A 12,716-nucleotide genomic window follows, 5' to 3' on the forward strand; every position below is an offset into this window, starting at 1 on the left:
TCAGTCTCCTCCTTGATGTAACTTGTTTATAGGATAGGAAAAACTTTTAAAATAAAAAGTGGGGGAAATATAAAATTTTCCTTAAATTTTATGTTAGATTTTATTATTACTCTAATTACTAATCCGCTATTCGTTGTTAGGCAACAGTATGCTTAAACTTAGGTTTCACTTTATCCCTTCTCATCCCTCATACTGTAATACCCTAAATTAATAATAACCAAGAAATACCCACCCATAATTCCAGCAGCGAATGTCCACATGAATTCATGGTGTTCAATTTCATACATAATAATCGCGCCGAGTATTGCGGCTGCGAACCGATTTATCATTCCAAGCATCGGTGCTTTTGCTTTTTTTACAATGCTATCTCCGAACTTTTCAATACGCCTTCCTAAAATCCAGGCGCAGTACATACTCACCAAAAGGCCAATGCTTATCCCTACGAACTGTGCTGAAAAAGGTGTCACAAGCCATCCCAATAACATTATGCCTAGCAAACAATACATTTGTATGTTGAATGATCTTAATGCCATACGAATCATGTTATTCTCCTTTATCTTTCTCATTGTAATCTCGTATCATCAATCCAATCTTCCAGGCTTCAAGCTTTCAGCTATATCTTTTTTAAAATGAGGGAATTTGATTTTGCTTACCATTAAATAAGCGAGTACGCATGTACCAAACGCCACGGAAACTGGATTCTTTAAAAAACATAAAATGAGGAGACACATTGCCGCAAATGGAATCGGCATGCCGATAAAGGTTGGGAGTTTGCTTTGCTTTGTGTTAAATCTTGCAAGCCGAAGCATGCCGCAAATACTGTAAGCAAGCGCGCATATCATCCCGATAGACTGCAAATCTTTTAACGAGGCACTATATGCCAGAATAGACGGTGCCACACCAAAAGTAACTAAATCCGCAAATGAGTCCAACTCTCCACCAATTTCCGAAACAGAATCAAGTTTCCGAGCGACCATACCATCTAAAAAGTCAAACAACATACCTGTAATAATAAAAACTGCTCCCAAATAAATATCGTGAACGAAAACAGCGTAAATAGCTAAAAGCCCACATACAAAATTTGCTATCGTAATCATATTTGGTATGAAACTCATAATACACTTCTCCTCCTTTCTACTAATTGCTTCATCTACGTTCTTACTCATTACAATCAAGATCTTTCTGTTTTTCTTCCAATATGACTTTATTTATTTTCGTTAACGTATCTGTCATTTGCTCTAGGGCGTTTATATCGATTTTAGAAAAATATTTCTCAATTAATACATCATCTAACTCCGACAACCGCTCTATATACTTACTACCGTTTGGACCAAGTGTAAGAAAATACTCCCGTTTATTATTAGGGTTTACTTGTTTTGAAATCATCTTCTGTTTCTCCAATTTAGATAAAACTTGACTAACGGCACTTTTTGATATATTAAAAGTAGTCGCAATGTGATTTGCTGTCGTGTTTTCATTTAAATTAATATGAAATAGCATGCTCTCTTGCTGTCCTGTAAGACCGAACTCATCTTTTAACTCCTGGAATAGTAAAATGTAGAATTCATTATAAGCTCGGTTCATTTCATTAATTACTTCTTTATACGTTCTAGTCATAGCGTTATTCCTCCATGCTTTTATTTCGTTTTGTTTAATAGTTAAGTTTACTTAACTTAACTATATTATACCGTTATGTTCGTGTAAAGGGAAATATAACTCTACACTTTACTCACAATGATACAAAAAAGAAGACACTCTTCTAAAACAAGTTAAGTCCCTTCTTCCTCACTGCTGCCTTCATCCAAATACCCAATTAATCGTTCTGAATAATCAAAAAGAAAATCAATTAAATTCCATATAGACCCATTACTGGTTAAAATGTTATAATGGAATCACCCTACATAGTTACTCATAGCCAGACTGAGGAACTAGCGTCTTATTAAGTAATGCGCATAACTAAAATAAAAAAGACACTTTACGGTGTCTTTTTTATTTATATTCCTAGGAATTATCTCTTTTATAAACAGACTCTATCAAACAGTAAAGGAGACAAACAGATGGAACATCCTGTTGCAAGAGAATTACGTTTTATACGGGTATGTCTTATCATTTTGATTATTGTCATTGCATTCTGGGATCGTGAGAAAACTGTGGAAATTACTGATCACGGTAGCGATCCTATTTTAAACACCAGCAATATGACCCAAGTTGGTGAGAATACATTTGCATACAAAGATGAATCGAATCAAATTAAAATATTTAAGTTTAATCCAGATACAAATGAAATAAAATTAATAAAAGAGTTTTATGCTAACGAATATTAATTACATGAATTAAATAATTCAAATCTGTAGAAGACACTTTAAAGTGTCTTTTCTTTATGAACTACAAAGTATGAAGTTCAAAGCCTTTAGCCATAATTACGACTAAAGGCTTTTTGTATGTAAGTAAATGAAAAAGGAGCTAATTTTATGGAACATAATAAAAATGGAGTGCTTGCTTTAATTGTTTTATTTGTAGGACTAGCATTTTTTGTTATCGGTATGGTTTATCATTTATGGGGAACGGTTTAAAAATAAATAATAATTCATTTAAGAAAAAGTACTCGTATGAGTACTTTTTTAATGTCATATAAAAACATTCCAAACTTACTTACATGCATACAATTATCAAAGATAGTTATATAATTGAGAAGGTTTTAAATTATCAATCTATATTTATGTTGATTAGGAAAGGAGCTAAAAATGTTAGAAATCATTTTTGTTGCTGCATTACTTTTATCTAGTATCATTCCCATCTTTATCAAAAGAGGTTTGACGAAAAAAAATGGAGTCATTTTACTAATAAATTATACATTATTACTTGCCACCATCATTGTAATTGGTGCAAACTGGCGCATGATTCCCGCCTATTTCTTATTGTTCGTTTTAACATTACAAGTTTTTTTGAAACCAAAAACTACAGCCGTTTCTAAAAAGTTAGTGATGAAAGTTTTAAAAGGTTTAGGAATTATCGTAACTGCTATCGTAATGTTTACATTACCTTTACTTTTTCCGATCATAACACTCCCAGAGCCTACTGGAAAATATACAGTAGGCACGAAAGCTTTTCATTTAATTGATACAAATCGAAAAGAAACAACTGTACCAAATAATCATGGAAATCGTGAATTAATGATACAAGTATACTATCCTGCCGCAAAAGGATCAGGGAATCCTTCTGCCTATTTTGAGAACATAAACGAACTGGGTGAACAATTGGCAGTAACAAACGGTGCTCCGTATATCGTAACGACACATTTAGGGCTGACAAAAACACATTCTTATCAAAATGCTAAGCCACTTCAAGCTAAAGAAAAATTCCCCCTCCTTTTATTCGGCCATGGGATGGGATTATATGGTCAACAAAATACATTCCAGTTAGAGGAATTAGCTAGTCAAGGCTATGTAGTAATCGCTCTTAATTTCACGGGATATGCAGCAACAACGATTTTCCCTAACGGAAACCGTGTAGACTCTATACCAATTGAAAATACACCTACGGCCTTAAATACCATAGTTCAAAAATGGGAACAGGATACTACTTTTGTTTTAAACGAAGTAATAAAAGGTAATTTCGATAAAAGTTTTAAAACGATTGCAGACTTAATTAACTATGACAAAATTGGAATGTTCGGTCACTCTTTTGGCGGAGCAACTGCCGCACAGATGCTAGTAAAGGATACGCGTATTAAAGCTGCAATTGATATGGATGGCGGATTGTTTGGCGACCCAATGCCTAAAGACGGTCCTCAGAAACCATTCATGTTGATGAATGCTGAGGCGACGATTCATTATATGAAAGAAGCCGAGAATCAAAAGACAACCGGAATCCAAAATGAATTATTGGAAATATCCTATTTAAGAAATAAAACGATTGAAAAACCGGGCGTGTACACAGTGGTAATTCCAAAAACAAACCATACCAGTTTTACAGATTTAGCAGCATTTTCACCTATTATTAATGAACCAGACGAAGATGTAGCCGCAAATTATACACTCATTAATAAACTAGTAACTAGCTTCTTTGATCAAAATTTAAAAGGGATAAACGAAAATCATTTAGAAGAAATTCAGAAGCAATATCCTGAACTTCGGCTCATGAAACACTAATAATCATTCATTTCCCTAGTCATGTAACCCCTCACTACGCTTGAGGGGTTTCTACTTTAACACAATTATAAAAAAGGCCTCATTACTGGGGCTCTCAAAAAATAATACGAATAAATGAATTAAAACAAATAATAGATAACTAAAATAGGAGTCGACAATCGTTATTTTCTTCTTATTTCTAAAGCAATATGGATATATCTTCTTAACTTCATTTGGATTGTACAAGCAAAAGAAGACATCTTAATTGATGTCTTCTTTTTTTATAGTTTTATGAATTTTTTTGAGCAGCTGCTCTCCAATCACGAAAAGATGTTGGGCGTCCAGAAAAAGCTCTTTGCTTTGTAACAGATGGTTTTTCTTCAGGAGTCATTGTTTTTTCTTTAAGAGTCGCTGGTTTTTCTTTAAGCGTCACTGATTTTTCTTCAAGAATAGTCACAGTTGTTTGCATTTTCTCTAACTGTTCTTTCAACAATTGTTGTTCAATCTTTAAATCCGTAAGTAAACGTAAAATCATCTCAGAATTAGCCATAAGATCCTCCTTCCCCCAATACACAGAATAAAATACAATATGTAGAAGACAAAATTCCGGTGACAAAAATAAGATCGTCAACTCTTTTTAACTTCCAAAATCCTTTTATTTTTTAAGGACCTGCTCCATTCACCCTTAAAAACATAAATTAAATTAAATCCATTAATAAATGGTCTTTATGGAAGGAGGAGTTAATATGGGCTATGGAGGTAGTTGTGGTGGAGGCTGTGGTTTCGGCGGCGGATTTGCCTTACTTGTTGTGCTCTTCATCTTATTAATCATCGTTGGCGCTAGCTGTTGGGGCGGCGGATTCGGCTGCTAAGGAGAGGCACTCTTGAGAGTGTCTTTTTTTGATATGTGGCTCGTATACATATTGTTCAAATCTATATATTTTTTAAAAATATAGATTTAAAGCATATTTCTCAATGAATAAAACAATTTAACATGGTAAAATAATAGTTGGATGGGAGTCCAATATATTATTAAAATTAAGATGGTTCAAGTCGAAGGAAGGCACCTTAGGGTGTCTTTTCTTTATGACTTCTATCATCAACAAAGGGTGATACAAACTATTACATATGTTTGTACCACCCTTTATTGATGCGTTTAGACTTCACAGTTGTTGAAGTTTTAGACTTCTCCCTTAGTGTACCCATATTATTAGAACATCCTGTAATCTGTAGACAAAATGTAGCTAATAAAAACAATATTAATAATTTCTTCAATAAATCCTCCTACATGCATAAAACACGATATATTACAAAACAAACATAACATCAACCCTTTATAAAAACAATATAATCCTCGGTCCTTAAGCTATCTCTTAACATAGGAGTACCGCTACATATTCATCAAGCTAAGATTTTAAAATATCCTTTACTTAAGGAATTTGTAAGTATCAAGTAAGAAAAACGAGAGCTTTGTTTCGTATAATCAAAATATAAAGTGAAGGAAGAAAGATTATTTCTGGGATTAATATGCATGTGACAAGAGAAGAAAGCTACGTTTTTTTAGAATAATAATATGAGTATGTCCAAGTTTTGGAGATTGCTTGCAAATATTTTGAAGTTTTCGCACCAGAATTCTAATTACCATACCTGTTTTGTACCATCACGTATTGGAGGTTAAAACATGAATAAAAAAAAGAAAATACAAAGATCAGTACTTACCTTTCCCCTACTCTTTTCTTTAGGCGTTTCATCTTTCCCGCTTACAACAACTATTCACGCAGATACACGCGAAGAACAATCTGCTGAAACGAAACTAGTCTCTTTAACGGAGCGTACATCATTATTTTTTGAATATCTCCAGCAAGGTAAGTATGCAGAGGCGCTACAGTTGACGTCTACTGCTTTTCAATCCAAGTTTACAGCAACCACATTACAAAACTGGTGGACACAAAGTGGCTGGAGCGGGATAAAAAGCATGGGAACCCCCGTGATAAAAGAACGAAACTTGGTCCATCAGACGGTAGAAATTCCAGCAGCTACCGAAGGAACTACCATACCGCTACTCCTTAAATTCACACCTGGCGGGAAAGTAGATGAAATTGGAGAAAGGCCACCCGAAGAATCTTATACCATCCCACATCCTAGCTATGATCAACCTGACTCCTATCAAGAACGTGAAATCGTCATTGGAAATTCTACCTATCCGTTACCAGCGACATTAACAGTTCCGAAGCATCAGCGTGGTGAAAAGGTACCCGTCGTTGTTCTTGTGCATGGTGCTGGCATCCATGATCGCGATGCTACCTATTTGGGAACAAAAATCTTACGAGACCTTGCGGTGGGCCTTTCATCCAACGGAATTGCAGTGTTGCGCTATGAAAAACGTACCTTAGAACATGCATTAAAGATGAGTGCAGAACCTGTTACATTAGACCGTGATACTACAGATGATGCCATATATGCAGCAAAGTCAGCAGCGCAGCAGGAAGGCATTGATCCAAATAATATTTTCATTCTCGGACATAGCCAAGGAGCTGGCACAATGCCGCGTATACTGAGCAAAGCGCCTTCCTCACTTGTTCGAGGAAGTATCTTACTCGCACCACCTGCACGCCCTTTGACTGACATTGCCATTGATCAGTATGAATACCTTGGGGCATCAAAGGAAGAAATCGATGAACTAAAAAGACAGGCTGCTTTTATTCAGGACCCTACTTTCAATCCTGACCATCCTCCAGCTGGCTACAATTTTGGGTCACCTCATTTTATGTATGATGTTTCTAGGTGGCGTCCAGTTGAAGAGGCAAAATCACGAAAAGAGCCTTTACTCATTCTGCAAGGAGCACGTGATTATCAAGTAACAGTAAAAAATGAATATACAAAATGGCAAGAAGGGCTTGCAAACCGCAGGAATGTTCAGTTCAAAAAATACCCGAAATTGAATCATTTCTTCACGGAGGGTGACGGGGAATTAAGTCTTCCTAGTGAATATGAAATCCCTGCTAATATTCCCGAGTACGTCATCCAGGACATTATTACATGGGTTAACGAGACAAAAAAATAAGAAAACATCAAAAGCCTTCATGCAATTATCATTGCGTGAAGGCTTTTTGAAACTAGTGATTCAGAGATAGCTATTATAATGCATCAAAACGAAAATTATATTTTTCTACGTACTAAATAAAACGCTAAGGAACCCATAATAACAGGTGCAACGAAGTCAAAGAAATATGAAAAAGAAAAATTAAAAAGAAAAAGAAATGGTATAAGTGTATAGATAACTGCTAGTCCTATAAATAAAGGAATTCCAAATTGAAACTCTCGACATCGTTTAATTTTCCTATATAAAACTTCCCCAATTAGACAAGCTATAAGAGCTGGTATACTACCATAAGTGACGATAGTTTTTATGAACCCCTGTAAAACGTCTGGGTGAATAAAGCTAGGATTAAAAATATATGAAATTAAGAACCATCCAAAAATAAAAGCAAATAGACTTGCAGCATAACTAACTACAAATTTTATCAAAGTAAGCAACGTAATCATCCCCATAATTCCCTAATATTATCTTCATTGTATCATTTTCTCTTAAAAAGACTCCAAAAGGATATACTTGCCCTTCAGTTGTCTTTTTTAACGCTTGTTCAAGACGTATTTTTTGATGTTATGTTGTATAAAAAACTTTTGGGAGCAACCTGTTCGAAAAATTGATAAAGAATAAGCGATTGAAGGATGAAAACAGAAGACTACAAGGAAAACTGTATGAACAAATATAATGAAACAAGGCTCTTACTTTGTAGCGGTATCCACGAAGTAAGAGCCTTGTTTTTTCTACTCATTTTTTATATCAGCCTTGATTTTCCGATGGAAAGGCACAGAAAATCTACTACAGAAGGTGTGATACCTCTAGGATTAACAAATTCTTTAAATTTCTGTATATCCCTCTACTTTTGGAATGTGCCTCTAATTCAGCGCGAACTTGTATTGTATCCGGATCCATTTTTTCTAAAGCATGTTCAGAATATTTACGAACATTGATTTCAAGTTTTTAAAACTCATTTATTGTAACTGTAAAATGTGGCTTGAATTTTACTTCGATTGTTTTGTTTTCTTCTGTACCTAGAATGTATAGTGAATCATTACGAGTATATATTTCTTTCACTGATTCCATCTTGGTTTCTATGATACGTTTGTCTTCGTATAGCATTATTAATTCAACTGTTGCATCATAATAGAACATATTCATAACCAGTTCAAATCCAAGTTTATCAATTTTACTATATCGATACGCACCTGCACCTGGAATATAGTAATCTTCTGGTTCGCTTTCGAAAATTTCTAGTAACTCATACTTATCATGTTTAATATCCAATATTCCTCAACCTTTTTTTCATAGATTACTTACTATGCTATTCATTCTATTCTTTTTTCTTTGCGGGAACAACTGTGATAACATCACCTTTATCATTTATAACTACGTAGCCTTCGTTTCTAACGTATTTCCAAGTACCAGGAGTGTCTCCTGGTTTGCGAGTGCCTGTTTTTATAATATCTTCAACTACATTTGGAGTCATTCCCCGAGGATCAACTTTTTTAATTCTTCCATGTATTTATCTGATCCGAATGCATACCCTTTTCTTTCAGCTCGCTCACGTGCTCGTTTTGTAAGCTCCGCTCGAACTTGAACGGTATCAGGTACCATTCTTTCAAGTGCATGTTCAGAGTACTTACGTCCATCAATGACGCCGCCAGCATTCCGAAAAAATCACGCTAAGCAAAAAATATAATAAGCTGTCGATATAGACAGCCCTTTACATAATTATCGTTATTGGAATCAAAATAAGCTTACACATCCAAGCTGTTGATGATAGCTAATATTTGATGATCTGTCCATTTGCCATTAATCCTTATATTTTCTTTCGCTATACCTTCTTTTTTTAATCCCACTTTTTCTAATACACGAATAGATGCTAAATTAGCAAGCATCGCTCCTGCTTCAATTCTATGTAGCTGTAATTCCCTAAAAGCAAAATCTACAACAAGTTGAAGAGCCTCTGTTGTATAGCCCTTTGTATTATGCTCCTTATCCAAAGTAAAACCCATATAACAACTTTGGAGGTCTCCCCTAACAATTTGAGTTAATGAAATGTCTCCGATAAGTTTATCATTTTCTCTTAAAAAGATTCCAAAAGGATATACTTGCCCTTCAGCTGTCTTTTTTAACGCTTGTTCAAGACGTATTTTTTGATGTTCTTCTGTATAAAAAACTTCTGGGAGCAATGGACAAACTCGCTGAAAAAATTCGCGATTTCTAATATGTAAGTTAGCTAACTCGTTAGCATCATCAGTTTTATAAAGCCGAATATAAATGTGCTTTCCTACTAGTTTCATAACATCCCTCCAACCTTTTTATATGTCTAATGAGGAAAAAGTATACCGTATACTATATACAGTTGGATAATATCAGGAAGCATTTTGCACGAAAGAAAAGACACTCTATATGAGTGTCTTTTCCAATAGTTTTTAGCAGAAGCAAGAAGCTCCAACGATGATTAATAAAATGAATAACACAACTAATAAAGCAAAGCCTCCCGAGAAGCCACAACCGCCACAACTACCACCATAACCCATAATAGTTCCTCCTTTAGATAAGAGGGGAAAACTAAGGTTCACTCATGTATTTTAATGGATTCGTTTCATCTTATGTTTTTCCGCATTGATTGAGCAGGTCCTTTCGAAAACTATTCACATATTAACTATATTTTAAAAAATGAATAATTTAACTATATCAATAAATAGATTAATTAATATAATGTATTAATTCTAAAAGAAGGGAGGAATAGCCATGCAAGTAGTTTGTTTTAAAATAGTAAGTGGTCAGTATTTCTTATTTGTAGAAGGCATTCAAATTCCTGTACCAATTCCAGCAGTTGCTGCAGCTTTATTAATTGGTTTAGGAGTAATTCCACTTTGTTCTTAATGTAAGGAATTCGGATCATTCCTATCTTTCCATTAGAAAAGCCTCAAGTATATGAATACTTGAGGCTTTCTTTATATTAAAGAAAAAACACCTTACAACGCTTGAAGATCTTCTGATTTAACTAATGCAGCCGTTACATCATCACCGAAAGTATTGAGACAGAATACTTGCTCGTCTACCGTATCCATTACTGTAGCTTCACCTATCTTGCCACCTTGAAGTTTAATAAAATAGTTATGTTCTTCTAAAATTTTACTAAAATCTCTATTTGCCCATCTTTCAGTAATTGCTAATAGCTCTTCTTTGTTCTTGAAATTGTTTCCGTTTAGAATGTTTCTTACTTTCTCTGCATTCTTTTTGGACATAGGGGTTGCTCCCTTTCCTTCACACGCTTTTACTTTTTGATGAGTCATGCTATGCATAGCTGAAATCACTTCTTCTTCAGTAGAAGTTACTGTAATGTGAAGTTGTGCATTTGAGCCTTTCACTTCTGCTTCATTCGATAGTGTGTCTTCTTTATTAACCTCTGCAAAAACATGGTCCTCACTCCCAAGCGGGACTTCAGCAAACTGTAACATTCCATAAGTCATACCAGTTGCAAGTACTACTCCCCCTATAATAGATGCTAGCCAATACGTTAGCTTCTTGTCCATCTTCATTTCCCCTGTCTTCGTTTAAATATATTAACTAAAGAATATCATATTTAATTCCTTTTTATTGAAGAGTCTCTAATTTTTACTACAAAAAAGGATAAATCTTTTAATATAAATATAACAACTTCATAATCATGACTATTCTCATAACAGAATCTATATACGATGTCACTAAATCATCTGGTGAACTATTAGTTATTAGTACGGCTTTGCATCGTTATTCTCAAAAAGGATAATTATTGTACATACCAATTCTTATGTATGAAGACACCCAAAACAAGTGTTACAAAAAAATATAAAAAAGACATCTTTTCTAGGGAAAGATGTCTTTTTTATATAAACCTTAATGTTCGTTCTGTAAAACCCTCGCTGCCTTTACTCCTTCTTTCTCTTCTTTTAAGAATAACGATACGATAAATGCAACAATAATAAAGATTAACCCAAGTGCAAATGCACCTTGGAACCCTGACGTTAAACCGTTTAACTTCTCTACTGGATCCAGTGGATTTGCGGAGCTTTCCATATACTTAGTTGTTCCTGAAGACATTTTCGAAATAAAGATAGCTGTACCAATTGCACCAGCTACTTGTTGCAACGTACTAAATAGTGCTGTTCCGTGCGGATATAAATCTGGTGTTAATTGATTTAAACCGTATGTTTGTGCTGTCATGACAAACATGAGTCCAACCATTAATACGCTATGCATGACAATAATTTGTACCATTGATGTATCAGGAGTAATGCCTTTAAATAAGAACATTGCAATTCCTACTAAGACAATGCCGGGAACGATAATAACTTTCGGACTAAATTTATCAAATAGTTTACCTGCGATTGGTCCCATTATGGCGCTAATAACACTTCCCGGAAGCATGATAATTCCTGATTTAAAAGCTGTAACGAGTAAAACGGTTTGCAAGAACATCGGTAATAAAGTCATCGTTGAAAATAACGACATCATCACAATGACAATTAATCCAACTGATAATGTAAACATCGGAACTTTAAATGCTCGTAATTCTAAAATTGGATTCTCAATTTTCAATTGTCGAACGGCAAAAATACATAATGAGATAAGCCCAACAATTAAAGTGCCATACACTTTTGCATCGGACCATCCTAAATCACCCGATGCACTAAAGCTATACACAAGCCCGCCAAATCCTAATGTCGATAAAAGGATAGATGGGTAATCTACTTTTGGCCTTGTTAACTCTGAAACATTTTGAATGTACTTCATCCCAATCATAATGGAAATGATCACGATAGGAATAACAATATAGAATAACCAGCGCCAATTTAATGAATCCACAATTACTCCAGATAATGTAGGGCCAATTGCCGGAGCTGCCATCATCACGAGTGCGATTAATCCCATTGTCGCACCACGTTTTTCAGGTGGACAAATGATTAAAATCGTATTCATTAATAACGGTGTAATTAACCCCGTCGCTACAGCTTGGACGATACGGCCAATTAATAAAACGGAAAATGTCGGTGCGAATCCCGCAATTAATGTACCGACTAAAAACGTTACCATAGCGATCAAAAACATTTGTCTCGTTGTGAGCCATTGCTGAAGTAACGCTGTAATTGGAACTAAAACCCCAACTACTAACATGTATGCTGTAGAAAGCCATTGAATCGTTGAAGCCGTTACGTCAAATTCTTTCATTAATACCGTTAACGCATTTCCAAGTAATGTTTCATTTAATAATGCAACCATTGCACCTAAAAGTAATGCAATTAAAATGGGGGTATGTTTCAAATTAGAAGTATCAAATTTGCCACTTGCTGGGCTCTTAGTTGTCATATTCATTTACAGATTCTCCTCCTGTTTCTTACTTAAAAAACTTTAAATACACCGGAACACATGTAACATAATATACATATGTAGATTAAAAAGGGAGAATCAATTTTCAGCCACTGTATATTTAATCTACAAAAAAGGAG

General features: G+C 34.7%; 15 protein-coding genes and 2 pseudogenes. 5 read left to right on the top strand and 12 right to left on the bottom strand.

Annotation, left to right across the window (positions count from 1 at the left end):
• Positions 1–170: 170 nt before the first annotated feature.
• Genes BLT20_RS02960 through BLT20_RS02970 form a run of 3 tightly spaced genes read right to left on the bottom strand, consistent with a single transcriptional unit; the run spans position 171 to position 1,617 of the window.
• Positions 171–542: an ATP synthase subunit I gene (locus BLT20_RS02960; protein ID WP_000620595.1), complete on the bottom strand. Its 372-nt coding sequence runs from the start codon at positions 540–542 to the stop codon at positions 171–173.
• Positions 543–581: 39 nt separating this feature from the next.
• Positions 582–1,115, bottom strand: a complete 534-nt coding sequence (pssA, locus tag BLT20_RS02965; protein WP_000008335.1) for a CDP-diacylglycerol--serine O-phosphatidyltransferase — start codon at positions 1,113–1,115, stop codon at positions 582–584.
• Positions 1,116–1,158: 43 nt separating this feature from the next.
• Positions 1,159–1,617, bottom strand: a complete 459-nt coding sequence (locus BLT20_RS02970; RefSeq protein WP_000198939.1) for a MarR family winged helix-turn-helix transcriptional regulator — start codon at positions 1,615–1,617, stop codon at positions 1,159–1,161.
• A gap of 440 nt (positions 1,618–2,057) precedes the next feature.
• Between BLT20_RS02970 and BLT20_RS02975 the strand changes: the two genes are divergently transcribed.
• Entirely contained in the window at positions 2,058–2,324 is a 267-nt protein-coding gene (locus BLT20_RS02975) for a YmzC family protein (RefSeq protein ID WP_000400965.1), read from the top strand.
• A 420-nt stretch (positions 2,325–2,744) separates the two neighbouring features.
• Positions 2,745–4,151 (top strand): alpha/beta hydrolase family protein, encoded by a 1,407-nt coding sequence (locus BLT20_RS02985; protein WP_000889687.1) that lies wholly within the window; start codon positions 2,745–2,747, stop codon positions 4,149–4,151.
• A gap of 268 nt (positions 4,152–4,419) precedes the next feature.
• Here BLT20_RS02985 and BLT20_RS02990 read toward each other — a convergent pair whose 3' ends face one another.
• Complete coding sequence (locus BLT20_RS02990) at positions 4,420–4,680, bottom strand: hypothetical protein (protein ID WP_000013698.1); 261 nt, start codon at positions 4,678–4,680, stop codon at positions 4,420–4,422.
• Positions 4,681–4,876: 196 nt separating this feature from the next.
• On the opposite strand from BLT20_RS02990, the gene BLT20_RS02995 reads away from it, so the two are divergent.
• Both BLT20_RS02995 and BLT20_RS03005 read left to right on the top strand, forming a co-directional pair.
• On the top strand, positions 4,877–5,002 hold the full coding sequence (locus BLT20_RS02995; RefSeq protein ID WP_000540377.1) for a YjcZ family sporulation protein: 126 nt from the start codon (positions 4,877–4,879) through the stop codon (positions 5,000–5,002).
• Between the two features lie 809 nt (positions 5,003–5,811).
• On the top strand, positions 5,812–7,194 hold the full coding sequence (locus BLT20_RS03005; RefSeq protein WP_001035279.1) for an alpha/beta hydrolase: 1,383 nt from the start codon (positions 5,812–5,814) through the stop codon (positions 7,192–7,194).
• Between the two features lie 95 nt (positions 7,195–7,289).
• Here BLT20_RS03005 and BLT20_RS03010 read toward each other — a convergent pair whose 3' ends face one another.
• The 6 genes and pseudogenes from BLT20_RS03010 to BLT20_RS03030 form a co-directional block, all read right to left on the bottom strand.
• Complete coding sequence (locus BLT20_RS03010) at positions 7,290–7,682, bottom strand: hypothetical protein (RefSeq protein ID WP_002025420.1); 393 nt, start codon at positions 7,680–7,682, stop codon at positions 7,290–7,292.
• Between the two features lie 19 nt (positions 7,683–7,701).
• Positions 7,702–7,857, bottom strand: a pseudogene (locus BLT20_RS30740) (N-acetyltransferase); the annotation flags it as partial.
• A gap of 321 nt (positions 7,858–8,178) precedes the next feature.
• Positions 8,179–8,502, bottom strand: coding sequence for a hypothetical protein (locus tag BLT20_RS03015; protein ID WP_000351759.1), 324 nt, complete (start codon positions 8,500–8,502; stop codon positions 8,179–8,181).
• A 46-nt stretch (positions 8,503–8,548) separates the two neighbouring features.
• Positions 8,549–8,880, bottom strand: a pseudogene (locus BLT20_RS03020) (hypothetical protein); the annotation flags it as partial.
• 95 nt (positions 8,881–8,975) lie between these two features.
• Positions 8,976–9,521 (bottom strand): GNAT family N-acetyltransferase, encoded by a 546-nt coding sequence (locus BLT20_RS03025; RefSeq protein WP_000779768.1) that lies wholly within the window; start codon positions 9,519–9,521, stop codon positions 8,976–8,978.
• Positions 9,522–9,653: 132 nt separating this feature from the next.
• Positions 9,654–9,761 carry a YjcZ family sporulation protein gene (locus BLT20_RS03030; RefSeq protein ID WP_000540375.1) on the bottom strand — a complete coding sequence of 36 codons (108 nt, stop codon included), beginning with the start codon at positions 9,759–9,761 and terminating at the stop codon, positions 9,654–9,656.
• Between the two features lie 214 nt (positions 9,762–9,975).
• Here BLT20_RS03030 and BLT20_RS30890 point away from each other — a divergent pair, with 214 nt between their 5' ends.
• On the top strand, positions 9,976–10,110 hold the full coding sequence (locus tag BLT20_RS30890) for a hypothetical protein (protein WP_001198456.1): 135 nt from the start codon (positions 9,976–9,978) through the stop codon (positions 10,108–10,110).
• 92 nt (positions 10,111–10,202) lie between these two features.
• Here the strand turns inward: BLT20_RS30890 and BLT20_RS03035 are convergent, their stop codons facing one another.
• Complete coding sequence (locus BLT20_RS03035) at positions 10,203–10,763, bottom strand: PRK06770 family protein (protein ID WP_000358708.1); 561 nt, start codon at positions 10,761–10,763, stop codon at positions 10,203–10,205.
• Between the two features lie 343 nt (positions 10,764–11,106).
• A complete protein-coding gene (locus BLT20_RS03040) occupies positions 11,107–12,582 on the bottom strand; it encodes an MDR family MFS transporter (protein ID WP_001057512.1) in 1,476 nt (491 codons plus the stop codon).
• Positions 12,583–12,716: the final 134 nt, after the last annotated feature.

Origin of the sequence: Bacillus sp. cl96, from assembly GCF_900100505.1 — a bacterium.
Classification (GTDB): Bacteria; Bacillota; Bacilli; order Bacillales; family Bacillaceae_G; genus Bacillus_A; species Bacillus_A cereus.

Bases quoted from the DNA above. Each gene is read 5' to 3' on its own strand.
- BLT20_RS02960 (WP_000620595.1), bottom strand. From the start codon at position 542: ATGATTCGTATGGCATTAAGATCATTCAACATACAAATGTATTGTTTG.
- BLT20_RS03010 (WP_002025420.1), bottom strand. From the start codon at position 7,682: ATGGGGATGATTACGTTGCTTACTTTGATAAAATTTGTAGTTAGTTAT.
- BLT20_RS03030 (WP_000540375.1), bottom strand. From the start codon at position 9,761: ATGGGTTATGGTGGTAGTTGTGGCGGTTGTGGCTTCTCGGGAGGCTTT.
- pssA (WP_000008335.1), bottom strand. From the start codon at position 1,115: ATGAGTTTCATACCAAATATGATTACGATAGCAAATTTTGTATGTGGG.
- BLT20_RS02985 (WP_000889687.1), top strand. From the start codon at position 2,745: ATGTTAGAAATCATTTTTGTTGCTGCATTACTTTTATCTAGTATCATT.
- BLT20_RS02995 (WP_000540377.1), top strand. From the start codon at position 4,877: ATGGGCTATGGAGGTAGTTGTGGTGGAGGCTGTGGTTTCGGCGGCGGA.
- BLT20_RS30890 (WP_001198456.1), top strand. From the start codon at position 9,976: ATGCAAGTAGTTTGTTTTAAAATAGTAAGTGGTCAGTATTTCTTATTT.
- BLT20_RS03025 (WP_000779768.1), bottom strand. From the start codon at position 9,521: ATGAAACTAGTAGGAAAGCACATTTATATTCGGCTTTATAAAACTGAT.
- BLT20_RS03040 (WP_001057512.1), bottom strand. From the start codon at position 12,582: ATGAATATGACAACTAAGAGCCCAGCAAGTGGCAAATTTGATACTTCT.
- BLT20_RS02990 (WP_000013698.1), bottom strand. From the start codon at position 4,680: ATGGCTAATTCTGAGATGATTTTACGTTTACTTACGGATTTAAAGATT.
- BLT20_RS02975 (WP_000400965.1), top strand. From the start codon at position 2,058: ATGGAACATCCTGTTGCAAGAGAATTACGTTTTATACGGGTATGTCTT.
- BLT20_RS02970 (WP_000198939.1), bottom strand. From the start codon at position 1,617: ATGACTAGAACGTATAAAGAAGTAATTAATGAAATGAACCGAGCTTAT.
- BLT20_RS03035 (WP_000358708.1), bottom strand. From the start codon at position 10,763: ATGGACAAGAAGCTAACGTATTGGCTAGCATCTATTATAGGGGGAGTA.
- BLT20_RS03005 (WP_001035279.1), top strand. From the start codon at position 5,812: ATGAATAAAAAAAAGAAAATACAAAGATCAGTACTTACCTTTCCCCTA.